This is a genomic window from Cryobacterium sp. Hz7 (assembly GCF_004402815.1).
GTDB classification, from domain to species: Bacteria; Actinomycetota; Actinomycetes; order Actinomycetales; family Microbacteriaceae; genus Cryobacterium; species Cryobacterium sandaracinum.
Window position 1 is genome coordinate 25,547 of the sequence record NZ_SOFB01000013.1, and the last position, 25,030, is coordinate 50,576.

22 protein-coding genes and 1 tRNA gene are annotated in these 25,030 nt (G+C 67.8%); 12 read left to right on the top strand and 11 right to left on the bottom strand.

The window, feature by feature from the left end; all coding sequences use genetic code 11:
• Positions 1-100: 100 nt before the first annotated feature.
• From E3N86_RS02930 to E3N86_RS02940, 3 genes are all read right to left on the bottom strand, one after another.
• A complete protein-coding gene (locus tag E3N86_RS02930; protein ID WP_134511294.1) occupies positions 101-1,681 on the bottom strand; it encodes a S1C family serine protease in 1,581 nt (526 codons plus the stop codon).
• Between the two features lie 119 nt (positions 1,682-1,800).
• Entirely contained in the window at positions 1,801-2,505 is a 705-nt protein-coding gene (locus E3N86_RS02935; RefSeq protein ID WP_134511295.1) for a hypothetical protein, read from the bottom strand.
• A gap of 146 nt (positions 2,506-2,651) precedes the next feature.
• A complete protein-coding gene (locus E3N86_RS02940; RefSeq protein WP_134511296.1) occupies positions 2,652-3,233 on the bottom strand; it encodes a hypothetical protein in 582 nt (193 codons plus the stop codon).
• Positions 3,234-3,311: 78 nt separating this feature from the next.
• Between E3N86_RS02940 and E3N86_RS02945 the strand changes: the two genes are divergently transcribed.
• Positions 3,312-4,511, top strand: a complete 1,200-nt coding sequence (locus E3N86_RS02945) for an aminotransferase class I/II-fold pyridoxal phosphate-dependent enzyme (protein WP_134511297.1) — start codon at positions 3,312-3,314, stop codon at positions 4,509-4,511.
• 40 nt (positions 4,512-4,551) lie between these two features.
• Here the strand turns inward: E3N86_RS02945 and E3N86_RS02950 are convergent, their stop codons facing one another.
• Complete coding sequence (locus tag E3N86_RS02950; protein WP_134511298.1) at positions 4,552-5,625, bottom strand: alkene reductase; 1,074 nt, start codon at positions 5,623-5,625, stop codon at positions 4,552-4,554.
• A gap of 163 nt (positions 5,626-5,788) precedes the next feature.
• Here E3N86_RS02950 and E3N86_RS02955 point away from each other — a divergent pair, with 163 nt between their 5' ends.
• Together E3N86_RS02955 and E3N86_RS02960 are read left to right on the top strand one after the other, a co-directional pair.
• On the top strand, positions 5,789-6,820 hold the full coding sequence (locus E3N86_RS02955; RefSeq protein ID WP_158250232.1) for an alpha/beta fold hydrolase: 1,032 nt from the start codon (positions 5,789-5,791) through the stop codon (positions 6,818-6,820).
• A 147-nt stretch (positions 6,821-6,967) separates the two neighbouring features.
• The gene (locus tag E3N86_RS02960; RefSeq protein ID WP_233191304.1) at positions 6,968-7,372 is read left to right on the top strand and encodes an ATP-dependent DNA ligase; all 405 of its coding nucleotides are present in this window, start codon (positions 6,968-6,970) and stop codon (positions 7,370-7,372) included.
• 13 nt (positions 7,373-7,385) lie between these two features.
• Here E3N86_RS02960 and E3N86_RS02965 read toward each other — a convergent pair whose 3' ends face one another.
• The gene (locus E3N86_RS02965; RefSeq protein ID WP_134511299.1) at positions 7,386-8,261 is read right to left on the bottom strand and encodes a carbon-nitrogen hydrolase family protein; all 876 of its coding nucleotides are present in this window, start codon (positions 8,259-8,261) and stop codon (positions 7,386-7,388) included.
• Positions 8,262-8,372: 111 nt separating this feature from the next.
• Between E3N86_RS02965 and E3N86_RS02970 the strand changes: the two genes are divergently transcribed.
• The 8 genes from E3N86_RS02970 to adhE all read left to right on the top strand — a co-directional run bounded on the left by E3N86_RS02970 (position 8,373) and on the right by adhE (position 19,529).
• Positions 8,373-9,908 (top strand): glycosyltransferase family 39 protein, encoded by a 1,536-nt coding sequence (locus E3N86_RS02970; protein WP_134511300.1) that lies wholly within the window; start codon positions 8,373-8,375, stop codon positions 9,906-9,908.
• Positions 9,909-9,912: 4 nt separating this feature from the next.
• Complete coding sequence (locus E3N86_RS02975) at positions 9,913-10,668, top strand: polyprenol monophosphomannose synthase (RefSeq protein WP_134511301.1); 756 nt, start codon at positions 9,913-9,915, stop codon at positions 10,666-10,668.
• Positions 10,669-10,765: 97 nt separating this feature from the next.
• The gene (locus E3N86_RS02980; RefSeq protein ID WP_134342945.1) at positions 10,766-11,476 is read left to right on the top strand and encodes an NUDIX domain-containing protein; all 711 of its coding nucleotides are present in this window, start codon (positions 10,766-10,768) and stop codon (positions 11,474-11,476) included.
• An 82-nt stretch (positions 11,477-11,558) separates the two neighbouring features.
• A complete protein-coding gene (gene nadA, locus E3N86_RS02985) occupies positions 11,559-12,869 on the top strand; it encodes a quinolinate synthase NadA (protein WP_134342944.1) in 1,311 nt (436 codons plus the stop codon).
• 2 nt (positions 12,870-12,871) lie between these two features.
• On the top strand, positions 12,872-14,530 hold the full coding sequence (gene nadB / locus E3N86_RS02990) for an L-aspartate oxidase (RefSeq protein ID WP_134511302.1): 1,659 nt from the start codon (positions 12,872-12,874) through the stop codon (positions 14,528-14,530).
• The gene (gene nadC, locus E3N86_RS02995) at positions 14,524-15,384 is read left to right on the top strand and encodes a carboxylating nicotinate-nucleotide diphosphorylase (protein ID WP_134511303.1); all 861 of its coding nucleotides are present in this window, start codon (positions 14,524-14,526) and stop codon (positions 15,382-15,384) included. The genes nadB and nadC overlap by 7 nt, the downstream gene beginning before the upstream one ends.
• 11 nt (positions 15,385-15,395) lie before the next feature.
• Positions 15,396-16,541, top strand: coding sequence for a cysteine desulfurase family protein (locus E3N86_RS03000; protein WP_134511304.1), 1,146 nt, complete (start codon positions 15,396-15,398; stop codon positions 16,539-16,541).
• Between the two features lie 264 nt (positions 16,542-16,805).
• Positions 16,806-19,529, top strand: coding sequence for a bifunctional acetaldehyde-CoA/alcohol dehydrogenase (adhE, locus tag E3N86_RS03005; protein WP_134371761.1), 2,724 nt, complete (start codon positions 16,806-16,808; stop codon positions 19,527-19,529).
• Between the two features lie 105 nt (positions 19,530-19,634).
• Here the strand turns inward: adhE and E3N86_RS03010 are convergent, their stop codons facing one another.
• Together E3N86_RS03010 and E3N86_RS03015 are read right to left on the bottom strand one after the other, a co-directional pair.
• Positions 19,635-20,366 carry a maleylpyruvate isomerase family mycothiol-dependent enzyme gene (locus E3N86_RS03010; RefSeq protein ID WP_134511305.1) on the bottom strand — a complete coding sequence of 244 codons (732 nt, stop codon included), beginning with the start codon at positions 20,364-20,366 and terminating at the stop codon, positions 19,635-19,637.
• A gap of 118 nt (positions 20,367-20,484) precedes the next feature.
• Positions 20,485-20,781: an HNH endonuclease signature motif containing protein gene (locus tag E3N86_RS03015; protein ID WP_370295299.1), complete on the bottom strand. Its 297-nt coding sequence runs from the start codon at positions 20,779-20,781 to the stop codon at positions 20,485-20,487.
• Between the two features lie 339 nt (positions 20,782-21,120).
• Between E3N86_RS03015 and E3N86_RS03025 the strand changes: the two genes are divergently transcribed.
• Positions 21,121-21,387, top strand: a complete 267-nt coding sequence (locus E3N86_RS03025) for a hypothetical protein (protein ID WP_134511307.1) — start codon at positions 21,121-21,123, stop codon at positions 21,385-21,387.
• Positions 21,388-21,615: 228 nt separating this feature from the next.
• Here E3N86_RS03025 and E3N86_RS03030 read toward each other — a convergent pair whose 3' ends face one another.
• From E3N86_RS03030 to E3N86_RS03045, 4 genes are all read right to left on the bottom strand, one after another.
• Positions 21,616-22,410, bottom strand: a complete 795-nt coding sequence (locus E3N86_RS03030) for an ATP-binding cassette domain-containing protein (RefSeq protein WP_104100244.1) — start codon at positions 22,408-22,410, stop codon at positions 21,616-21,618.
• The gene (locus E3N86_RS17045; RefSeq protein ID WP_134371771.1) at positions 22,407-23,447 is read right to left on the bottom strand and encodes an ABC transporter permease; all 1,041 of its coding nucleotides are present in this window, start codon (positions 23,445-23,447) and stop codon (positions 22,407-22,409) included. Before E3N86_RS17045 ends, E3N86_RS03030 begins: the two co-directional genes overlap by 4 nt.
• On the bottom strand, positions 23,444-24,406 hold the full coding sequence (locus E3N86_RS03040; RefSeq protein ID WP_134511308.1) for a sugar ABC transporter substrate-binding protein: 963 nt from the start codon (positions 24,404-24,406) through the stop codon (positions 23,444-23,446). Before E3N86_RS03040 ends, E3N86_RS17045 begins: the two co-directional genes overlap by 4 nt.
• Before the next feature lie 215 nt (positions 24,407-24,621).
• Positions 24,622-24,698, bottom strand: a tRNA-Met gene (locus tag E3N86_RS03045).
• Positions 24,699-25,030: the final 332 nt, after the last annotated feature.

Consider the following 25,030-nt stretch of genomic DNA (forward strand, 5'->3'; position numbering starts at 1 on the left):
CAGCCGGGTGTTTCCTGCCTGCATCGGGGCCACAAACGACAGCTGCGCCGCCGGTGGATCACCGGCGGCGCAGCTGTTGTTCTCTGGAAGGAGCGAGTGGTCAGCTGGAGAGTGCGCCGACCGTGACGGATACCGTGGCCGACTTTCCATCGCGCACAAAGGTGAGGTCGGCCGTCTCGCCGGCCGCGAGAGCGCGCACCTGGGCGGTGAGGTCGTTCGCGTCAGTGATGGGTAGATCGTTGAGGTTGGTGACGATGTCGCCCTTTCGCAGTCCGGCCTTCTCCGCTGCACCGCCCGCCGAGACCTCGCTGATCAGGGCGCCGACGGTGGCGCTCTCCGGGCTGCCGGCGGCGCTGGTGACACTGGCGCCGAGCAGACCGTGGCTGGCCGTGCCGGTGGCGATCAGTTCGTCGGAGATACGCTTGGCCAGGTTCGACGGGATGGAGAAGCCCACGCCGATGCTGCCGGCGGCCGCCGAGTCGCCGCCCGCGCTGGCGATGGCGACGTTGATGCCGATCAGCTCGCCCTTGGCGTTGAGCAGGGCTCCGCCGGAGTTGCCGGGGTTTATCGCGGCATCCGTCTGGATGACCGAGAGTGAGATGCTGCCGGTGGAGGGAGCCTGGGCCGCGCCGCCGTTCTGGTCGGGAAGGTCGAAAAAGAACGGGCTCTGCTCTTCGTCGGGTGCGGAGTTCTCGGGTGTCGACGGGGCAGCCGAGGAGGCGATGGAGATGCTGCGGTTCAGTGCGCTGACGATGCCGTCGGTGACGCTGCCGGAGAGGCCGAGCGGTGCGCCGATCGCGATGGCGCTGTCGCCGACGTTGAGCTTGCCGGAATCGGCCCATTTGATCGGCGTCAGGCCGCTCGCACCGTCCAGCTTGATCACGGCGAGGTCGGAAACCGGGTCGGTGCCGACAATGGTGGCGGCGTAGAGCTTGCCGTCACTGGCGGTGACCTGAATGCTGGCGTCGGCTGCGGCGCCGTCGAGGGTGACGACGTGCGTGTTCGTGAGAATGTAGCCGTCTTCGGACAGGATGACGCCGGAACCGGTTCCGCCGGAGCTGCCGTCTGAGGCGGCGATGGTGACGACACTGGGCGTGGCCTTGGCGGCGACCGCCGTGATCTGGTTGACGCTGTCGGTGTTGTTGACCACGACCGTGCTGGGGCCGTCGGCCTGGCTGGTCGGGATTCCGACGGTCTGGTTGGTGACCACGAAGGCCGTGACGCCGGCGCCGGATGCCCCTCCGACTAGAGCGCCGATGGCGAGGGCCGCGATCAGGGCGATATTACCCGAGCGGCGGGGCTGCGTGCGCGGGCCGCCGGGCTGGTCGGCGGCGTACCCGTTCTGACGGGCGTAGGACTGCGGCTGGGTATTCGGCGCGTAGGGATTCGAGGTGGTGCTTTCCGCGACCGGGCGACCGAAGGAATCCGTGGCGTACGCGCGCGCGGGCGCGGCCGAGGCGGAGGTGGGCTGGGCCGCGGTGGGCTGGGCCGGCGACTGCTCAGAGGCGGAAACTGTGTCGGGGATGACCTCGGTCGGCTTCTCGTCGCCGGGGGCGTCGCCGGAGGAGTGATCCGCAGAGGGCTGGGCCGTGGCGGAAGCCTCGCCGGCCGCATTGACTTCGAATGGGACTGCGTCGTCGGGATCGGGAGTGGTGCCGGGTGCCTGCGGATTGTCGGTCATGGTGTGCTCCTTCCAAGCGTTTCCACCTTGACGCCTGAACCTGAACGAATGATCTGTGCAGCCTGGGAGCATTCAATGACGACGCCGTGACTTGAGCGGTGCCGGGTCGATCAACATAGTTAGCAACCCGGACCAGCCGGGTTTGTCGTGCACTCGCGGTTGACGAGCAACGTCTGAGCATCCCCCACGATCACGCCGAGCGGGCTGGCCGAGGTCGACAGCGTACCCTGCACCGGCCGCCAGGCAAGGCCCGCGAAGCGATACTCGGCCGAGTACACCACCGCGACGACCACGGCATAGCTTCCCGGACTGGCGAACGCGTGGCTGGTGGCGGTGTCGGAGAATTCCGGGAGGCCCAGTGCCGCCCAGGTCGCGCCGCCCGAGTTCGTGCTTGCCTGGGCACCGTCGCCGTAGGACCAGCGGTAGCCGACCGGGGTGAAATGAACCTCCGCCGGATATCCCAGCAAGGCGCCGGTACGGGAGTGCTCGGATGCCGACGCGATGAAGTTCGCGGGCAAACCCGCCACGCTCCAGCCGCGCGGTTCCATCGTCTGGGACGGCGCCGCGGGCTGGAAGTTGACCAGATCACTAACCCTCACCACGAGGTTCGGGTCGCACGGCGACCCCGGAATGCAGTTGACCGTGAAGTCGTCGCGCACGAACGCCAGCGGATCGACGACGGGTGCTGCACCGACTTGGCCGCCACCGGCGTTGCCGCTGCCGCTGCCGGAACCGGACCCGCCCGCCCCGGATCCCGCTCCGCCACCGGCTTCGTTCCCGGACCCCTGTCCCCCGCCGGTCTCGTACCCCGCAGAAAGGTCCACCCCGCCGTTGTTGATGTGTCCGGATACTTCTGGTGGCGAACAAAGGCCGGCCCGCAGCTCACCTTGCGTGCATTGACTAGTAGCCGCGCTGGCTAGTTTATCTTCGGAGACAAGAAACAGGGCGAGTAGGGCAGTCGCCGCGACCCCTAGCAGTAGTTTTTGCCGGACCATGACTCACTCGATGTGATCGTTAGATCATTTGATGCAGCACTCGAATTTTGAAAGGTGATCGTGAGGGGGAATCTGTCGACGCGATCATTGGGGACAACGGAGGCACCTGTACTGTCAACAACGTCCACTCGGGTGACATCAGAGCAAAGGTACGCAGTCACAGCGGTGTGACCGCGGCCATCATCTTTGATGGACTGCAGTTGAACGGAATCAAAGGCTGTCGACCCGACCGATCTATAGCCATTGTCCGTATACAGGTTTGCAGAATCAGTTTCAGCCCTTAGGGCTTCTTCAGCAGTTACGTCCACCAGCTGACTGGTATCTTTTCCTCCATCCGCGAGCACCATATCGATGACAGCCAGATACGCCGCATAGGCTTCGGTGGCCGCAGCCAGAGCTTCCTCATCGGACGCGAAGACGGGGGCATCCGTCGGCGCGGTCGTCTCGGACGCCTGGGGCGCTTGGGGCACCGGTTCGGGCGTGCAACCGGTCAGCGCGAGTGTGCCGAGCAGCAGCAGCGGGCCCAGAACGAGGAGGTCGCGCTGCACGGTCCGCATGCGGCCAACCTAGGGCATCCGGCGCAGCCCCGCTCGAACTTTCCACATGTCGTAGTTTGGAGCCATGCAGGTGACATCATGACAATCTCCGGGGCCTGGCGACGCACGGCCCGTGGGGCCGGCCTGCTCGCCGCGGACGGCACCGTCGCCGCGAGCATTTTCGCGGAGATGAGTGCCCTCGCCCTGCGCACCGGCGCCATCAACCTCGGCCAGGGATTCCCCGACGAGGACGGCCCTGCCGAGGTTCTCGAAGCCGCACGCCAGGCGATCTCCGACGGTGCGAACCAGTACCCGCCGGGGCGCGGCTTGCCCGTGCTGCGAGGCGCCATCGCTCGGCATCAGCACCGGTTCTACGGCCTGTCCGTCGATCCGGATACCGAGGTCCTGGTGACGGCGGGTGCCACCGAGGCGCTGGCGGCAACCGTTCTCGCACTGCTCGACCCCGGCGACGAGGTTGTCACGCTGGAGCCGTTCTACGACGCCTACGGGGGCCTGATCGCGCTGGGCGGGGGCATCCATCGCACGGTGCGCCTGCGGGCGCCCGACTTCCAGCCGGACCCCGACGAACTGCGCGCCGCCATCACGGACCGCACCCGACTGATTATCGTGAACAATCCGCACAACCCCACCGGGGCCGTGCTGCCGCGCGAGACCCTGGAACTCATCGTGTCCCTCGCACACCGTCACGACGCGCTCATCGTGACCGACGAGGTCTACGAGCACCTCACCTTCGGTGTCGCCCACGTGCCCGTCGCGACGATTCCGGGCGCGAGCGAGCGCACCATCACGATCTCCTCCGGTGGGAAGACGTTCAACACCACCGGCTGGAAGATCGGCTGGCTTACCGCCCCGTCCGCTCTTGTCACCGCAATCCTGGCCGTGAAGCAGTTCCTCACCTATGTGAACGGCGCGCCGTTCCAGCCGGCGATCGCGCGGGGCCTCGACCTGCCGGACACCTTCTACGCTCGTGTCGCCGCCGACCTGCAGGCCAAGCGTGATGTTCTCGAGAGCGGCCTGATCGAAGCGGGGTTCACGGTCAGTCGACCTCAGGGGTCGTATTTCATCGTGGCGGATGCCGCGCCGCTCGGCTACCCTGACGGCGCCGAGTTCTGCCGGGTGCTGCCCGATCTCGCCGGGGTGGTCGCGGTTCCGATCGGCGCGTTCTGCTCCGCCCGGCACCGGTCCGAGTATGCCTCGCTGGTGCGATTCGCCTATTGTAAAAAGGTGGACGTGCTTGAGCGCGCCGCCGCCCAGCTGGCCGGCATCATCGCCCGTTAGCAGCCCGGCAGCCGCCGCTTTGGAGGTGCCGACAGGGGTTCTAGTGCGCCAGTGCCGGGTAGTCCGTGTAGCCCTCGGCTCCGGCACCGTAGAAGGTAAGAGGGTCGGGAGTGTTCAGCGGCAGGTCCTTGAGCCAGCGCGACACGAGGTCGGGGTTGGCGATCACGGCACGGCCCACGACGACCGCATCCGCCAGTTCGTCGGCGATGATGGCCATCGCCTCGTCCCGGTCGGTGACCTCGCCGAAGCCACTGTTCACCAAGAGCGGCCCAGCGAAACGGGCACGCAGCTGCTGCACCAGTTCGCCGGCCGGCTCGCGGTGCAGGATGCTCAGGTACGCAAGGCCCAGCGGAGCGAGTGCGTCGGCGAGCGCGCCATAGGTGGCCATAAGGTCGGCGGCATCCGTTTCGAGGGCATCCTGGATGTTGTGCTCCGGCGAGACCCGGATGCCGACGCGGCCGGCGCCGATCGCCTCGGCCACCGCGGTGACGACCTCGACGACGAAACGGGCCCGGTTCTGCGGGGAGCCGCCGTAGATGTCGTCGCGCTGGTTGGAGGCCGGCGAGAGGAACTCGTGCAGGAGGTAACCGTTCGCGGAGTGAATCTCGACGCCGTCGAGTCCCGCGGCGATGGCGTTACGGGAGGCCTGCACGAAGTCCGCGATCACGCCGGGGAGTTCGTCGAGTGTGAGGGCGTGCGGTACCGGGTAGGCAGCCTTTCCCGCGTAGGTGTGGGTTTCGCCCTGGATGGCGATGGCGCTGGGAGCCACGACCTCGCGGCCGCCGTTGGTGCCCTCGTGGGTGACGCGGCCCGCGTGCATTACCTGGGCGACCAGGCGCCCGCCGGCGGAGTGCACGGCGTCGGCGACGTTGGTCCAGCCGGCGATCTGCTCGGGGGTGACCAGCCCCGGCTGGCCGGGGAAGCCCTGACCGGCGTGGCTGGGGTAGGTGCCCTCGGTCACGATCAAGCCGAGCGAAGCACGCTGCTTATAATGCTCGACGACGAGGGGGCCGGGAACGCCCTCGATTCCGGACCGAACCCGGGTCAGCGGCGCCATGACGAGCCGGTTGGGCAGTTCCAGGTCACCGAGGGACAACGGGGAGAAAAGATTCACGAATAGCTCTTTCTGTTGGTCAGGGTGTCGCCGGACGGAGCGTGCGCCGTCTCGGACAGGGGAAGAAGCTTCCCCCTGGGGCCAACGGCCCTGCTCTCCCGCACATTCCCCTCACCCGTCACGGTCGGGCAATCCACAGGAGCCGACGCACCGAACCAGCATTATGAGCACCATCGCCGAGACCCGGCCGACGACGTCGCCACGGAGCTTCCCGACCCCGGATGCACCGACCCGGGAGGACCCGGACCGCACCGGATACTGCCCGTTCCCTCTGTCGTCCGACGCCCGGGCCTTCGGACTGACCACGAGCTCCATGCGGCTGCGCCAGGCAACGGTTTCGGTGCGGCACGGCCGCCGTACCGGGAGCGAAACCGCGACCATCCTGCTGCACGGCGCCGCGGGATCCTGGACGACCTGGACGCCGCTGCTGGCCGCGGCCGAAGCCTCCGGTCTCGGCCTGACCGACCTGATCATCCCCGACCTGCCCGGCTGGGGGGACTCGCCGCTTCCGGCGGCGGGACCCTCTCGTTCCATCGAGGCAACCGCTGCGGTGGTGGCCGAGATCGCCTGGGCGCTCGGCTACCGCTCCTGGACCGTGATCGGCCACTCCCTCGGCGGCTTCGTGGCACTCGAACTTGCCGCAAGCGAGACCCGGTCGACCGCGTTCGTCGGCCTCGTCTCGGCCACGACGTTCTCGGTGATCGACACCGTGCGGCACCCGGTCGCCCGGTTCGCCGCGCTGCCGGGGTACAGCGCCCTGCTGCCGGTACTGCGGGCCGTCGCCCGGGCCGGGCGCGCCGGCCACGGTCTGATCCGCCTGCTCCACCGCACCGGGCTGCTGCGCACGCTGGCGGCGCCGTTGTTCCGCCGACCGGAGCTGCTGCACGAGAGCGTCATCGGGGCCCTTGCGACCGAGCTGCGCCCGCAGGCGTTCGCCGTGGCATCCGACCTCGCCGGAACCTACGACGCCAATCGCTGGGCCCGGATCGAGTGCGCCGTGCACGCAACCCAGGGTGACGCCGACATTTTCGTGGCGGCGACGGATGCGGCCAGGCTCCGCGCGGTCATCCGCGGCTTCGATCTGGTCACGGTGCCGGGCACCGGGCATTTCGCGCACGTGGAGAAACCGTATGAGACGCTGCTTCACCTGTTGCCGAACGGATGCCTGCCCCGGTCAGGCGTGTTCCCGCAGTAGTAGTCGCTGTGTCCTGGACGATCCCGCGGCACGGCTGTTTCCCTTGTCAAGCGAGTTCATAGCGACCAAACTGAGGAGCAGTCCTGAGATCTGGTCACCCTGTGCGGCCGGCCTCTGAACAGCCCCACCGATTGAAAGCGGCTCCCCATGGGTTCGTTGACGTATGACAGGGTCACGGTCGAATTCGACGACCGGATATTGGCGCATCTCCAGATCGTGATCGTACAGAAACTCCGCCGGGGCGAAAGCTTCCTGCTCTCGTGGCGAAACGCCGCCGAAGCCGGAAACGGTCGCAGTTCCGCGTGGCTGCACCCGGCCATTCCCCTGTATTTCAAGTTCTCCGGCGGTCAGCCGCCGAGCATCAACCCGCTATGGCTCGCCCAGCTCACCCGTTCCGCTAACAGTTCCCAGGGTCTGGTGGCCACCGGCGAGGAGCGGGCGATGGGTGAACCCGAACATCCGGAGCGCACCGACCGCGGTCATCGCCCGGATCAGAAGTTCACGGTGCGCGCGGCGCCCGCCTCGCAGGACACCATCGCCACCGAACTCTGAGCTGGCTGCACGCTCAGCGGGGCACGACCGCGAAGCGACGCAGGGCCAGCGATGGATTGCGGGCGCGCACGGCTGTGAGGCGCTCCGACAGCACCCAGGCGACGGCGACATCCGTTGTCTCGCCGATGGTGACCAGTTCCACGCCCATCGGGTCGACCACCATGCTGTTGCCGACGCCCACTGGCGGGGCGTGGTCGGCGGCCGCCACGTAGACCGTGTTCTCCAGGGCGCGCGCTGTCAGCAGCGTGCGCCAGTGCTGTTCCTTCAACGGTCCCCGCACCCACTCGGCGGGCACCAGCACCAGTTCGGCCCCCGCGTCGACCAGGCGGCGCGTCACCTCCGGGAAACGGATGTCGAAGCAGGTCTGCAGTCCCACCCGCAGTCCCGCCACCTCGAACGTCTCGGGTTCCTCCACGGCGCCAGGCCGCACCCAGTCCGATTCACGGTCGCCGAAAGCGTCGTAGAGGTGCAGCTTGCGGTACTTCGCGACGAGTTCGCCGGCCGGATCCACCGCGACGAGGGTGTTGAAGAAGCGGCTCGGGTCATCCGTGGCCTCCAGCATACCGGCCACGACATGCACGCCGAGTTCTACCGCGAGCGCGGCGAGGGCGGCCACGAAGGGGCCGTCCACAGGTTCGGCCGCGGCGACGAAAGAGGGCCCCAGGACCGGTTCGAAGAAAGAGGAGTACTCGGGGAAGACGACCAGCCGGGCTCCGCGGCCGACGGCCGTCTCGGCGAGGGCACGCATGGCGGCGAGATTCACGGCCGGCTCGCGGCCGGGGGCGAACTGGGCCACCGCAACCCCCAGGGCAGCCACAGGGCCGGAGCCAGCGCCGGCAGCTGCAGCTGCAGCGGGAGCAGGATCGCGCGTCTCGAGGGGATCGATCATGGCGTCAGCCTAGCCGCCGGCAACGCCTCGGCCGGGGTCGCGGCATCCGTAGCCCTCGGTCCGTACCGGTCCTGGGTTCCAGGGTTCAGCGGGGTGGCCTAACGTATATGCGTGTCTCCCCCTCCGCTGGTCTCCCGCCTGGTTCGCCCCGAGGCGCTGACCCTGCCCCTGCGCCGAACCGAAGGACTGGCAGCGATCCTCGGGCTGCTCGGCCTCCTCGTCTCGGCGGCAGGATCGTGGCGGCCCTCGTATTGGGGCGACGAGGCGGCCAGCGTGATGTCGGCGGAACGTTCCCTGCCGGGGCTCTTCCGACTTCTGGACAACGTCGACGCGGTGCACGGCGCCTATTATCTGCTGCTGCACGTCTGGATCGGCCTCTTCGGCTCTTCGGAGCTGGCGACTCGCGGGCTGAGCGCCCTCTTCGTCGGCTTCGCGACGGCCGGCACCTTCGTGCTGGCACGCACCCTGATCTCCCACCGGGTCGGCGTGCTCGCGGCCATCGTCTTCGCTCTGCTCCCCCGGGTCACCTACATGGGCGCCGAAGCCCGTTCGGCCGCCGTCGCCACGGCCGTTGTGGTGTGGCTGACCGTTCTGCTGGTGCACCTGCTGCGGAGCCGCTATCAGGATCGCGCCACCCGCTTCGCGCTCTGGGCGGCTTACACCGCGCTCCTGGCCCTGGGAATCTACTTCTTCCTCTTTGTGCTGCTGCTGATCCCGGTGCTCGGCCTCGCCGTGCTGCTGATACCGCCGGAGGGCGACAGGTGGGCGGGCATTCGCGCCTGGACCCTGGCCACGGCCTCCGGGCTCGCCCTGGCTGCCCCCGTGATGGCGGCCAGCCTCCAGCAGCGCGATCAGATCGCCTTCATCGGGCGGCGCCCGCCGATCGCCGTGCTCACCGCCGCAGTGCACCAGTGGTTCGGCAACGTACCGCTGGCCGTTCTGGCGTGGGGTCTGATCCTGCTGGCGGTGGTGATGGTCTTCGCCGTGCGCGGGCGGCGGGCCGCACCAACAGCAACCAGGGCGGCCCTGGCGGTCATGCTGGCCTGGCTGATCGTGCCGAGCGCAGCGCTCCTGATCGGCACGCACCTCGTCACGCCGATGTACTCGCTGCGGTACCTGTCGGTGGGTACGCCGGCGGCGGCGATCGCGATCGCCATAGGGATCGCCTGCCTCCGGCCGCTCTGGCCGCAGGCCGCCGCGCTGGGCCTGATCACGGCTCTCATGCTGCCCACCTATCTCGACCAGCGCGGCGAGTTCGGCAAGAACTACGGCAGTGACCTGCGCCAGGCGTCCGAGGTCGTGCGGGCCGGCGCGCAGCCCGGAGACGCGGTCGTTTTCGACGAGAGCGTGCGGCCCTCCCGCAAGCCCCGCCTCGCCCTGCGGCTCTACCCGGCCGCGTTCGAGGGCCTGCGGGACGTAACCCTCGCGGTGCCGTTCGACGCCACCAACGACTTGTGGGACGTGGCTGTGCCGCTGGAGCAGGTGACCGACCGACTTACCGGCACGAACCGGGTTTGGGTGCTGCTGAACCAGGCCAGCGGTGAGAATAGGCGGGGGGACAACATCCGCATCCTGCAACAACTCGGGTTCACGGTCGCCGAGTCGACCATGCTGAACCGCACGCAGATCATCGAAATGACAAGGTAGCCCCATGGCTCGGACTCTGATCATCATCCCGACCTACAACGAGCAGGGCAACGTCGCGTCGATCGTGTCCCGGGTGCGCGCGAGCGTGCCGGCGGCCGACGTTCTGGTCGTCGATGATTCCTCCCCGGACGGCACGGGGCAGTTGGCTGACGCGCTGGCCGCCACCGATTCCCAGGTGCACGCCCTGCACCGCTCCCGGAAGAGCGGCCTCGGAGCCGCCTATCTCGAGGCCTTCGCCTGGGGGCTCTCCCGCGGCTACGACCGACTGGTGCAGCTCGACGCTGACGGATCGCACCTGCCAGAGCAACTGCCGACCCTGCTCGAGGCCGCGGAGACGGCGGATGTGGTGCTGGGCTCCCGCTGGGTCCCGGGCGGAATGGTGCGGAACTGGCCGTGGCACCGGCGTCTGCTGTCGCGGGGCGGATCGGTCTACTCGCGCGTGCTGCTCCGGCTGCCCCAGCGAGACGTCACCGGCGGTTACCGCGTCTTCACGGCGCATGCCCTCCGGCGAATGGACCTCTCCGGCGTCGAGAGCCTGGGCTACTGCTTCCAGATCGACATGCTACTGCATGCGGTTCGGGCCGGGCTCAGCGTTGTCGAGAAGCCGATCACGTTCGTGGAGCGCACCGTCGGTTCCTCGAAGATGAGTGCCGCGATCGTGGCCGAGGCGATGGCCCGTGTCACGATCTGGGGTCTCACCGGCAGGAACGCTCGCCGCGTTGCCGCGTCTGCACCGACATCCCTGCCGCGTGCCCGCTGACCGGACCCGCACGCCGCCCCATAGGGCGTGACTTCTGGTCAGAGTGACTATAAGATGAATCCATTCAGTTAGAGTCACAATGACCTTTACTTGGTGAATGACAGTGGATGCGCGAATAAACACCCAGCTTGAGGCGGCCCTCGCCGTGTCGACGGTCATTTTTGCCCTGCGGCCGGATCCGGAATCCGGCCACTCGACCCTGTGGCTGCCGCTTGTACGCCGCACCCGGGAACCCTACCTCGGTCAGTGGGCGTTGCCCGGCGGCGGCCTGCGGGCCGATGAGCGCCTGGCCGGCGCGGCCGCGCGCGCCCTGCGCGAGACCACGGGCTTGACCCCCAAGTACCTCGAGCAGCTTTACACCTTCGGGGATCCGGGGCGTTCCCCCGGCGGCCGGGTCGTCTCGGTCGTCTACTGGGCGCTCGTCGAGTCCGGTGAGGCGGCGCTGGCCGTCGAGGACGAGAATGTGCGGTGGTTTCCGGCCGACCACCTGTCGCCGCTCGCCTTCGACCACAACCTCATCGTGGAATACGCCCTCTGGCGCCTGCGCACCAAGGTGGAGTACTCCCGCATCGCGCACGCGTTCCTCGGCGAGACCTTCACGCTCGCGCAGCTGCGCGAGGTGCATGAGGCCGTGCTGCAGAAGGCCCTCGACCCGGCCAACTTCCGCCGCACGATCGAGGGGTCAGGCACCGTGGTCGACACCGGCCAGCGCGTAGCCGGCGTACCGCATCGGCCGCCCCGCCTCTACCGCTACAACGATTCCGTTCATGCCACCACTCCGGGTGCGCTCGAGCCGGCCATCGGCTGAGCATGACTCTTCCTCCCAGCACCCTCCTGCTGGCCACCGCTTGTCCGACTATCGCTTTGTATGAATATCGAGGAGTAACCGCATGACCATCGCATCGGTCGACCAGACCATTCGACTCATCAGCACGGGAGCTGCCACCGGCAGCACGTGCAGCCCCGACCTGCTCACCGCTCCGTGGGAGTTTGATTCCGGCACGCCGGGCTACGGCCCGGGGTCGTCGATGGGCGATGTCATCCCCACCGGGTCACCGCGGCAGGGTGAGCTGCCCGAGGTCTACCGTCGCGCGTCGACGGAGGAACTCGGCGACCGCATCCGTACCGCCAAGGCCACGCTCGGCGACCGGGTCGTGGTCCTCGGGCACTTTTACCAGCGCGAGGAGGTGTTGGCGCACGCGGACTTCGTGGGCGACTCCTTCCAGCTGGCGCAGGCCACGAAGAGCCGTCCGGATGCCGAGGCGATCGTCTTCTGCGGAGTGCACTTCATGGCCGAAACCGCCGACTTGCTTTCCACGCCGGAGCAGGCGGTCATACTACCCAACCTCGCCGCCGGCTGCTCGATGGCCGATATGGCCGATATCGACTCCGTCACCGACTGCTGGGAACAGCTGGAGGACCTCTACGGCAGCGAGCAGGGCGTCGACGGCCGCGTGCCCGTGATCCCGGTCACCTACATGAATTCCTCGGCCGCGCTGAAGGCGTTCTGCGGCGAGCACGGCGGCATCGTCTGCACCTCCTCCAACGCCGAGACCGTGCTCGAGTGGGCCTTCGCCCGCGGCCGCCGCGTTCTCTTCTTCCCCGACCAGCACCTCGGCCGCAACACCGCCAAGGCGATGGGGGTGCCCCTCGAGCGGATGCCGATGTGGAACCCGCGCAAGGCCCTCGGCGGCAACACGGCCGAGGAGCTCGAGGCCGCCCAGGTCGTGCTCTGGCACGGGTTCTGCAGCGTGCATAAGCGCTTCACGGTGGACCAGATCACCGCGGCCCGCCAGTCGCACCCGGACGTGCGCGTGGTCGTGCACCCGGAGTGCCCGATGGGCGTCGTCGACGCCGCCGATTCCTACGGCTCGACCGACTTCATCAAGAAGGCCATCGAGGCAGCCCCGGCCGGGTCCACGTTCGCCATCGGCACCGAGATCAACCTGGTGCAGCGGCTCGCCGCACAGCACCCCGAGCACACCATCTTCTGCCTCGACCCGGTGGTCTGCCCCTGCTCCACCATGTACCGCATCCACTCGGGCTACCTGGCCTGGGTGCTCGAAGCGCTGGTCGGCACCGCGGACCGCGCGCCCGAGGTGCTCAATCGCATCCAGGTATCGGGCGAGGTTGCCGGCAACGCCCGCGTCGCCCTCGAACGGATGCTTTCCGCCAAGCCGCCCGTCTCCATCGAGGCCTGACCGTGACCCGCGTGCTCGTCGTCGGCAGTGGGCTGGCCGGACTCATCGCCGCGGTGCGTGCGACGGATGCCGGCCACCAAGTCACCCTCGTCACGAAAGCGGCCCTGCCCGACAGCAACACCCGCTGGGCCCAGGGCGGGATCGCCGCGGCCATGTTCCCCGACGACTCGGTCAAGTCACACGTACAGGACACCCTGCGAGCCGGGGCCGGACTCTGCGACCCGGTCGCAGTGCACGTGCTCTGTTCCGAGGGACCGGCTCGGGTGCGGGACCTGATCCGGTTCGGTGTGGACTTCGACCGCGACGAGTCCGGAGTGACCCGCGGACTGGAGGCTGCCCACTCCCGCTCGCGGGTGCTGCACGCCGGCGGGGACGCCACGGGCGCAGCCATCGAGGCTGCCCTCGTGGCGACGGTGCGTGAACGGGCCGCCCGCTCGCTGCGGGGCGTGGGCGCCCGCCTGCGCGTGCAGGAACACACAATGCTGGTTGATCTGACCGTGCAGGACGGTCGCGTGACCGGGGCTGTCCTCCTCGGGCCCGACGAAGCACTCCGCACGATCCTGGCCGACACGGTGATCCTGGCGACCGGCGGTGCCGGCGAGCTCTTCCCGCACACCACGAACCCGGCTCTGGCGACGGGCGACGGCGTGGCCGCCGCGTGGCGCGCGGGGGCATCCGTCGCCGACCTCGAGTTCTACCAGTTCCACCCGACCGCACTCGCCGTTCCCGGTACCCCGCTGGTCTCCGAGGCGGTGCGCGGGGAAGGCGCCGTGCTGCGAAATGCGTTGGGCCACCGCTTCATGCTCGACCTGCACCCCGATGCGGAACTCGCCCCGCGCGACATCGTGGCCAGAGGCATCGCCCGGGAAATGACCAGGCAGGGCGGCGAACCGGTGCGACTGGACGCCACCGGTCTCGGCCGCGAACTTCTCGAGCGACGCTTCCCGACCATCACCGCGGCCTGCCGTGCTGCCGACCTGGACTGGGCCGTCGAATCGATCCCGGTCGCCCCGGCGGCGCACTACTGGATGGGCGGGGTGCTCACGGATATCTGTGGCCGCACCAGCCTGCCCGGCCTGTTCGCCGTGGGGGAAGTGGCCCGCACCGGCGCCCACGGCGCCAACCGGTTGGCCTCCAACTCTCTGCTCGAGGCGGCCGTGTTCGCCGACCGGGCCGTGCGCGCGCTGCGCCTGCCGGTTCGGGTGTCGGCGGGGGTCTCGGTCGTGACCGGCTCGACCACCGGGGGGTTGCCTGCCGGTGTCGACCGTGACGCGGTACAGCAGCTGATGTGGGAGTGTGCGGGAGTGCTGCGGAGTGGGGAGAAGCTCGCCGAGGCATCCGTCACCCTGGCCGACTGGGCCACCCGCCCGACGGGCCCGGACGAAACCATTGCACCTAATATGCGGGTTCGGGCATATGAAGACGCCAACCTGCTCGACCTGGCGCGGGTCACCGTGGCTTCCGCCCTGGCCCGGGAGGAATCGCGCGGCGCACATCACCGCTCCGACTACCCCGACGGCCGACTCGAGCTCGCCCGCACCGTCGCCTGGACCCGCACCGTCGCCTGGAACCGCGGCACAGCCTCGGACACAGCCGACGGCATGCGGAGCACCCTGAATCTGGACCACCCCACTGAGGCCGAGGAGGCCATTGCATGCTGACCATGAACGCCATCGACACCGTCGTGCGCGCCGCGCTCGAGGAGGACGCCCCCTGGGGTGACCTCACCTCGCAGGTGCTGATCCCCGCCGACGCCGCCGCGACCGCGCAGCTGGTCGCCCGGGAATCCGGCGTCCTCAGCGGTGGTGCCGTGTTCGCGGCGGCCTTCCGACTGACCGACGCGCGCATCGTCGTTCGGATACTCGTGGCCGACGGCACCGTCTTCGACGCCGGTGACACCCTGGCGGAAGTGTCGGGGTCCGCCCGCGGCATTCTGCAGGCCGAGCGCATCGGCTTGAACTTCGTGCAGCGCATGAGCGGGATCGCCACACTGACAGCGCTCTACGTGGCCGAGACGGCCGGCACCCGCGCCCGCATCGTCGACACCCGCAAGACCACCCCGGGCCTGCGTGTGCTGGAACGTGCCGCGGTGCGCGACGGCGGCGGCCACAACCACCGGTTCAGCCTCTCCGACGCGATCATGGCCAAGGATAACCACCTGGCCGTGCTAACCGCGGGCGGCCTGAACCTCACCGAGGCGCTCCGGCAGGTGCGCGACCGCATCTCCCACACCACGCACCTCGAGGTGGAGGTGGACCGGATCGACCAAATCGAGCTTGTGCTTGCCGCCGGCGTCGACACGATCATGCTCGACAACTTCAGCCCCGACGACCTGCGCGAGGGCGTACGCCTCACGGGCGGCCGAGCACGCGTGGAGGCCAGCGGCGGCGTCTCTCTGCTGACCGTGCGCGGCATCGCCGAGACCGGCGTCGACATCATCTCGGTCGGGGCTATCACGCACAGCGTGCGCTCCCTCGACCTCGGCCTCGACGTCGTCATCCTCACCGAGGGCTGACCGGTCCGGCCATGATCTATCTCGACAACGCCGCGACCACCCCGGTGCGACGGGAAGTTCTCGAGGTGCTCTGGCAGCAGCTCGCGGGCCGGTTCGGCAACCCGTCGAGCCACCACCGAGTGGGTGAGGCCGCGGCCGCCGCGCTGGCCGAGGCGCGGGCCATGGTCGCGGGCGTGCTCGGGTGTCGGTCGGCCGACGTTGTGTTCACGACCGGCGGCACCGAGTCCGACAACCTCGCGATCAAGGGCATCGCCCTGGGCGCTCCACGCGGCCGTCACCTCATCACGACGCCGATCGAGCACGAGGCGGTACTCGAATCCTGCGACTATCTGCGCCGCCTGCACGGCTTCGACGTGACGCTCCTGGATCCGGATGCCTCCGGCCGGGTGGATCCGGAACAGCTCCGCGCCGTGATCCGCCCGGATACCACCCTCGTCTCGGTGCAATACGCCAACAATGAGGTCGGCACCGTTCAGCGGCTCGCGGAACTATCGGCCATCGCCCAGGGCGCCCGCGTGCCGCTCCACACCGACGCCGTGCAGGCGGCCGGCTGGCTTTCGGTCGACGTGGGGGCTCTCGGCGTCGATGCCCTGAGCCTGTCGGGCCACAAACTCGGCGCACCTCCCGGCATCGGAGTGCTTTTCCTGCGCCGCCGCATCGCGGTCGAACCGGTGCTGCACGGCGGCGGTCAGGAGCGCGGGCGCCGCAGCGGAACGGAGAACGTGCCCGGGGCGCTGGCACTGGCGACCGCACTGCGCCTCGCCGAGGCGGAACGCGCGGAGGCAGCGCCCCGCATCACCGCGCTGCGGGATGCCTTCATCACCACGGTTCTGAGCGGCACACCGTCGGCCCGGCTCACCGGCCACCCGACGGAGCGTCTGCCGGGCACCGCCTCGTTCGTCTTCCCGGGCACGAGCGGCGAGGCGGTGTTGCTCGAGCTGGAACAGCGCGGCATCGTCTGCTCGAGCGGGTCGGCCTGCGCGGCCGACAGTGACGAACCGTCCCACGTGCTGACCGCTCTGGGCATCCCGGCTGAGGTCGCCCAGACCGCCGTGCGGTTCACGCTGGCATCGACGACCACAGCAGCGGATGCGTCTGAAGCGGCCGCATCCGTTCAGGCCGCCGTGGGCACCGTCCGCAGTCTCGGCCGAGGCTGACCTGCCGGGGCTTCAGGCCCGGCTTCGCGCGCGCGGCGCGCGCGTGCACGCGCGCGCCAGAAACCGAACTTACTGCGAGTTGTCAGACAATTTCCGAAGGTTTCGTTCCTCGCGGCGAAGATGCCCCCGATCAGCTAATCTGCTGACGGTGACCGACCCTGGACCGCTGACTGCACGTCCCTCGACGTGCGGCCGTCTGGCCAGCGCCCTAAGGTTATAGGTAAGAGGCGATAAGCCCAAGGTGGGCCGCCAAAAAGGGACACAATGACAATAATCGACAAACCAGTCACCGAGTCACTTGCCACTCAAATTGACTCTCTGGTTAAAGCCGCTCAGGTCGCGCTTCTGGATTACGCGAACTTCACGCAGGAACAAATCGACCACATCGTTAAGAAAGCCTCGGTGGCTGCTCTCAGCAAACACGCCGAGCTTGCCGTTCACGCCGTTGCCGAAACCGGCCGTGGCGTATTCGAAGACAAGGCCGTTAAAAATCTTTTCGCATGCGAGCACGTTACGAACTCGATGCAAAACCTTAAGACCGTCGGCGTTATCAGCCGAGACGACATTACCGGCATTACTGAGATCGCTGAACCGGTCGGCGTGATTTGCGGTGTGACCCCCGTTACGAACCCCACCTCGACCGCGATCTTCAAGTCGCTCATCGCGCTGAAGACCCGCAACCCGATCGTTTTCGGTTTCCACCCGGGCGCCCAGCAGTCCTCTGTGGCCGCAGCGCGCGTCGTGCGCGACGCCGCCATCCTCGCCGGTGCACCGGCAAACTGCATCCAGTGGGTTGAAACGCCGTCCCTCGAGGCCACCAGCCTGCTGATGAACCACCCGGGCGTCGCAACCATTCTCGCCACCGGTGGCAACGCCATGGTCCGGGCCGCGTACTCCTGCGGCAAGCCCGCCCTCGGCGTCGGAGCGGGCAACGTTCCCGCCTTCATCGAGAAGAGCGCCAAGCTCAAGCGTGCCATCAACGACGTCGTGCTCTCCAAGTCCTTCGACTACGGCATGATCTGCGCGTCGGAGCAGGCCGTCATCATCGAAGAGCCGCTCTACGCAGAAGCCATGGCCGAGTTCAAGATCCTGCACACCTACCTGGTCACCCCGGCCGAGAAGCTTCTCCTCGAGGACTACATCTTCGGAGTCCAGGCCAACTCGACCAACTGTGGCGAGGCCAAGCTCAACGCCGCCGTCGTCGGCAAGTCGCCGGTCTGGATCGCCCAGCAGGCCGGATTCACCATCCCGGCCGACACATCGATCATCCTGGTCGAGGTCGCCGGAGTAGGACCGCACGAGCCGATGACCCGCGAAAAGCTGGCACCCGTTCTCGCCGTGCTGCATGCCAAGGACGCTGAAGAGGGCATTTCGCTCTCCGAGCAGATGGTTGAATTCGACGGCCTCGGCCACTCGGGCTCCATCCACAGCGAAAACCCGGCCATCATCGAAGAGTTCGGAACCCGCGTCAAGGCGGTCCGGATCATCACCAACGCTCCCAGCTCGCTCGGTGGTATCGGTGACATCTACAACGCGTTCATCCCGTCGTTGACGCTCGGCTGTGGCTCGTACGGACACAACTCCGTCTCGAACAACGTCTCCGCGATCAACCTCATCAACGTCAAACGCATCGGCAGAAGGAACAACAACTTGCAGTGGTTCAAGGTCCCCGCCAAGACGTACTTCGAGCCGAACGCCATCCGTTACCTGGCGGACATGCGCAACGTCGAACGTGTCACGATCGTGACCGACTCGACCATGACCCGCCTCGGTTTCGTCGACAAGATCCTCGACATCCTGAACCGGCGCGAGGGCCGCGTCGCACTGCAGATCATCGACAACGTGCTGCCCGAACCGACCGTCTCAGCGGTCGAAAAGGGTGCCGCCGAAATGCGGGCCTTCAAGCCTGACACCATCATCGCTCTCGGCGGCGGCTCGCCGATGGACGCCGCGAAGGTCATGTGGCTGCTGTACGAACACCCCGAAATCGAATTCTCCGACATGAAGGAAAAGTTCTTCGACGTGCGCAAGCGCGCGTTCAAGTTCCCCGACCTCGGCGAACTGGCCAAGCTCGTCTGCATCCCCACCACTTCGGGCACCGGTTCGGAAATGACCCCGTTCGCCGTGATCACCGACGAAGTCACCGGAGTCAAGTACCCGCTCGCGGACTACGCCCTCCTGCCGACCGTCGCGATCATCGACCCCGTGCTCACGGCCATGATGCCGTCGTTCCTGGTTGCTGACTCGGGTTTCGACGCTCTCACACACGCCACCGAGGCCTACGTGTCCGTCTACGCGAACGACTTCACCGACGGCCTCTGCCTGCACGCGATCAAGCTGATCTTCGAGAACATCGTGACCAGCGTCAACGGCACCACCGCCAGCACCGACGGTGAGGTCATCAAGGCCCGCGAGAAGATGCACAACGCCTCGTCGATCGCCGGGATGGCGTTCGGCAACGCGTTCCTGGGTATTTGTCACGCGATGGCTCACGTCACCGGCGCGCAGCTCCACCTGATCCACGGCCGGGTCAACGCGACCTACCTGCCGCACGTGATCCGTTACAACGGCCTCATCCCCACCAAGCTCACCAGCTGGCCCAAGTACGAGAGCTACATCGCCCCGGAGCGCTTCCAGCAGATCGCGAAGCACCTCGGCCTCCCGGCGTCGACCCCGGCGGAGGGCGTCGAGTCCTACGCCCTGGCCGTGGAGAAGCTGCGCGACCTGGCCGGCATCAAGCCGTCCTTCCAGGCGCAGGGTGTGCCGGAAGAGGACTTCATCAGCCGCCTCGACAGCCTGGCCATGGGTGCTTACGGTGACCAGTGCGCACCGGCCAACCCGCGCATGCCGATGCTCGACGACATGCACACCATCATGGAGGCCGCGTACTACGGCACCTCTTTCAACGAGGTCCGCGCCGCTCGCGCGGCCGTCGAAGCAGTGGCACCGGCCGAAGAAAAGAAGTCGGCCCGCAAGGCAGGCAAGTAGCCGTCACCGCCTGATTGTCTGGGGAACGGCCCCGCACCTGTTGGTGCGGGGCCGTTCTCGTGTACGGTCCAGCCTGTGGCAGGAGCGAGCCTGGTCACAGTCGGTTCAGAGCCAGCGCGGTGCCACGGGGGTCTCCCCCGCATCGGAAGTAACGCCCGATCGGGCACGGCCGGCGGCCCAGGCGGCCAGGTCGGCGAGCGACCCCGTGACCTGGTGGGCGGCATCCGGATCGCCGTAGCCTGTGTGCGTCGAATCCGTCGCGGTGAGCCGGCGGCCCGCGTCCCCCCGGGAGGCCCAGGCATCGACGATCTCGCCGAGAAGCCGGTCGAATGCCTCCTCCGGCAGGTCCCGGAAGCCGGCACCGTGGTTGAGGTCGACGGCGTGGATCCAGAGTTCGCGGGTGCGCATCCAGATCGTGTCCCGCAGCGGCACCATGGCACCCTGCCCGTTCCTGACCGGAACGACCCAGCGGTCGTCCGCCAGCGCCAGCCAGCGTCGGTCCAGGTCGGCGGCCGAGTCCGCCCAGGATTCACGGAGCGCATCGGAACTGAGGATGCTGCCCGCGACGATCTCCGCATTCCGCGCCTCCATCGAGGCATACATCACCGTCTCGGCTCCGGTGTCGGCCCACTGTGCCAGCCGTCCGATCGCACGGGCGTTGGACGCGACGTGCGCGACGACCTGGCGCCGGGTCCAGCCCGGCAGCAGGGAGTCCCCGTCGAGTTCATCGTCCGTTAGCCCCTGCAGTTCGCAACCGAAGAATTCCGTGCCCCGCCGGGCGAGGTCCAGCGTCAACCGGCGTGCAGAAAGCTCAAACGGATCGTGGGGTGCGCTCATGGGGCCCCTTTCTCGGGTCAACGCGTATGGTCCCCACGCTACCCGGCGACCCACCCTCCCCAACGTTCCCTCGACGCTGGTCGAGCCTGTCGAGACCGAGACCGTGACCAGGGACCCCCTATCCGTTTTCCCGTTCGGCCGCGTCCGTCATTCGGGGGCGGGACTTGGTCTCGTTCCGCCATTTGCGGGCCCCGGTCTCCAGCCAGGGTGGTGCCATGATCTGCACGGCGCCGCGGACCATCCGGATTGCCCAGCCGGAGGCGGCGAGGTAGCGGTGATGCCACCAGCACAAACAGACGCCGTTGTCGGTGTGCGTCGGTCCGCCCTCGGAGTGCGGGATCACGTGGTGGATCTCGGTCATCCCGGCCGGGATTTTGCAGCCTGGGATGACGCAGGTGCCGTCGCGGAGCTGAATCGCCCGGCGTTGCGCGGCGGTGNATGCTGATCAGGTCCGTGACGGCGCTGATCGAGATCGGGGTTTCGACGCCGTCGATCCAGCCGACGCCGCGGCCCTGACCGAAGTCCGCGTTCAGGTCCTGTTCCCGCACACTGACCAGAACCGTGGCCGGGGCGCCGCCGATGGTCGGGGCCTCCCCGGCCCGGGAGACGACGTCGAGGATCACAGCGAGCACGTCGTGGCGCCGCTGGTCGGGACCCGTCGGGCGCGAGCACGGCCCTCCAGACCGCACCCTGCAACCGGATCTCATCCGCCGGCAGCGACGCCGGCACCGACGTCGGCACCGGGGTCTCAGAAATGGTGCCGGTGGCCGAGGCGACCAGCTCGCTCTCGGCTGCCTGCACCGAGTCCAGGTCGGTGTACCGCAGCGTCGGCGTCAACGCGGTGAGAATCGCGTCGGCCGTGTCGACGCCGATCGCCCCGGCGGCCAGGCCGATGGCCGTGGCGGGGAAGGTGGGCGGCAGCGGTTCGCCACCCCAAGGAGCGGCCGGTGCGCAGCTGCGTGCCCAACCGCACCCGTCGCCCCGCGGTCGGCCCGGAGACGAGCGTCAGACGCTCGAGTAGTTCTCCGGCGGTGCGGCAGCCCCGCGACCGCCCGAGCGGCCGCGGACAGGCCGTGCGCGGCATCCGCTTCGGGCTGTTCCAGGAGGTTGGTCACGGGATAATTTTACCCTGACTAGAACCTGAAGTTCAGAGTAGCTCACCAATAACGCAAACTAGTTTAGTAGATGTATACGAATGAATCAGCGCCTTTCCACCGCCCGCGCGGCGACGGGGCGGCCATCTCAGGCCCTACGCACGCTCCAGTTCGTGGGCCAGCGCCTCAAGTTCGGCCCCTCCCGCCATCAGCGCGGTCATCTCTTCGATCGTGATCTCACTCTTGGCGAAATCACCCATACTGGTGCCGCGCTGCAGCAGCAGGAAACGGTCGCCGACCGGATAGGCGTGGTGCGGATTGTGCGTGATAAAGACGACGCCGAGCCCGCGGTCCCTGGCCCGGGCGATGTACGAGAGCACCACCCCGGCCTGCTTGACCCCCAGGGCCGACGTGGGCTCGTCGAGAATGACGACCTTCGCCCCGAAATGCACGGCGCGTGCGATGGCGACGGATTGCCGTTCCCCGCCGGAAAGCGTTCCGATCGGCTGGTCCACGTCGCGTAGGTTGATGCCCATCCGGGCGAGCTCGTTTTTGGTCGTGGCCCGCATGCCGGTGACATCGAGGCGCCGCAGCGGGCCTCGGCCTCGGGTGAGCTCGGAACCGAGGAAGAAGTTGCGCCACACCGGCATCAACGGCACCACGGCCAGGTCCTGGTAGGCGGTGGCGATGCCGAGGGAGAGCGCCTCCCGCGGATGCGCGAATCGGCGCTCCACCCCGAAGACGCGCAGGCTGCCCTCCGAGTGCTGGTGGGCACCGGAGAGGATCTTGATGAACGTTGACTTGCCCGCGCCGTTGTCGCCCAGCACGCAGAGCACTTCCCCGGCGCCGACGGATGCCGACACGCCCGCCAACGCCCGCACCGAACCGTAGGACTTCCCGATGTCATGCACCTCGAGAATCGGCTCCGGACGGATCGGGGCCGGCGTCATGCGCGCACCCCGGACTGGCGGCGAACGAGCAGGTTTACAAGCACGGCGAGCAGCAGCATCCCGCCGAGAAATGCCTTGAGCCAATTGTTGTCCCACTGGGCGAACACGATGCCCTGCAGGGTCATCCCGTAGATCAGGGCTCCGAGGGCCGCGCCAATCGCCGATCCGTAACCGCCGGTGAGCAGGCATCCGCCCACGACGGCACAGATGATGTAGATGAATTCCTGACCGACCCCGGTCGTGGCCTGAACGGTCGATACGTCGAAGAGCTGAAGCATGCCGACGAGCCAGCCGGCACCGGCCGTGGTCATGAACAGCCCGAGCTTGACCTTGAACACGGGAACGCCGACCTGCCGGGAGCTCGTGACCTGGCCGCCGACGGCGAAGATCCAGTTGCCGGGCCGGGTGCGCAGCAGCACCCAGGTGGCCAGCGCGGTGAACGCGATCCACCAGACGATCGAGATCTTGACGTCCATCCCCAGGAACGGGAACGAGGAGCCGAAGAAGACCTTGACCTGGTCGAACCCGGGCACCGCCCCCATCCCCTGAATGGCGACGCTGCCCGTGAAGAGTTTCGTCAACGCCAGGTTGCAGCCCTGCAGGATGAAGAAGGCCGCGAGGGTCACGATGAAGCTCGGCAGGCCGGTCTTCATGACGACCCAGGCGTTGCCGGCGCCGATCAGGAGCGCCACCGCGAGGGCCAGCACGAGGGCGAGCCAGATGTTCAGCTCCCACTGAGTGGTGACCACGCCGACGATGAGCCCCGTGGTGCCCGTCATCGCGCCCGCCGAGAGGTCGAACTCCCCGCCGATCATGAGCAGGGCGACGGCCACGGCCATGATGCCGAACAGGGAGGCCGAGTAGAGCCAGGTGGAGATGCCCGCGGGAGTCAGGAACGCCTGAGTGGAGAGCGAGAAGAAGAGGAAGATCGCCAGGGTCGCCACGAGTGCGCCGACCTCGGGCCTGCGCAGCAGAGTGGGCAGCGGATGCGCCCTCGTCGGCCGTTCATCGATCCCCGCGTTCACAGCGACGGTCATCTCGTGCCGTTCTCCGCGAACTTCGCGACCTGGGCCGCGTTGTCCTTCGTCACGAAGCCCGGGCCTGAATAGACCGGCAGCCCGCCGCCGACGACGTCGCCGTTGCGCTTCTGCAGGGTGAGGAAGGTCACGGGCAGGTAGCCCTGGGAGTACGGCTGCTGGTCGACCGCGAACAGCATCTTGCCGCCCTGGATGAGCCGGGTCACGTCGGCGGACACGTCGAACGTGGCCAGCGTGGCTGGGCTTTTCGCCTCGTCGATGGCCTGGCTCGCGGCCACGGCGACCCCGGTCTGCAGGGTGAGGACGGCGTCGATGGACGGGTCGGCCAGGAGTTTGCTCTTGATGATGTTCTGGGCATCCGCGAGGTTGGCGACGTCGACCTGCACGTTGCTGACGTCCGCGCCGACCGTGTCGGCGGCACCCGTGCAGCGTTCTTCGAGCCCCGAGTTGCCGGCCTCGTGGATGATGCAGATCACGTTGGTCACGTCGGCGGCGGCCAGCTGTTCACCGGCTCCCTGGCCCGCGATGAACTCGCTCTGGCCGACGTGGGTCTGGGCGCCGAATTCGACGGACTTCTCCAGGCCCGAGTTGATGGTGATCACTGGGATGCCGGCGGCAACGGCTTTCTCGACGGCGCTCTTCACGCCGTCGGGGTTCGCCATCGAGATGATGAGCCCGTCGGGCTGGGCCGCGATGGCCGCTTCGATCAGCTGGCTCTGCTTGACCGGGTCGCCGTCGCCCTGATACGTGACCGTGGCTCCGAGGTCGGTGCCTGCCTGCTCGGCGCCGCTCTTGACGACGTCCCAGAAGGAATCGCCCGCGGTGCCGTGGGTGACCACGGCGATGGTGACCGGCTCCCCTGCCGCTCCCCCGTCAGCATCCGTTCCCGTGGCGGTGCACCCCGTCAGCGCCAGCGACGCGACACCGAAAACGGCCAGCAGGCTGATCTTGAGCTTCATATCTGAACTGTTCCCGACTGTCGTGCGGCGGCCTGAAACAGCGAGGTTTCGCCGGTGACCTGATGCATATCGAACTTACTGGACTGGGGGCCCGCTCGATTCAGATCGATTCGAACCAGTGGCATGAGTGACTCCTTCGTGACGATTCGTTCGGCGCACAGCCACGTGTGCCTGACACAAAAAAGCCCCCGGAACCGTGTGGTTCCGGGGGCTGATGGTTGCGGGGGCAGGATTTGAACCTACGACCTCTGGGTTATGAGCCCAGCGAGCTACCGAACTGCTCCACCCCGCGTTGCAAGTACAAACTTACCACAGCCTCGGGTTGTGAAACGCATGGTCAGACCTCAGAGGTGATGGCCACGCTCTGGGTACTCCTGAAACCACTTTCGAGAGAGAGAGAGATGCACCCGTGACCGTTCTCACAGAAGTCCTGTCCGACACCGCCGTTTATGCCGACGGCTTCGGCGACAAGTCCGGAAACTGATTCCGGACGTCCTGGGCGGCCGCTCGCGACGCTGTGCCGGGGATGTCGACGTTCGTCGAATTGCTCTCCCCCACACCCTTCCATTGAAGGTGGATCTGAGACTCTATCGACAGTGCCTGCACCTTCCCCCAGTACCCAAC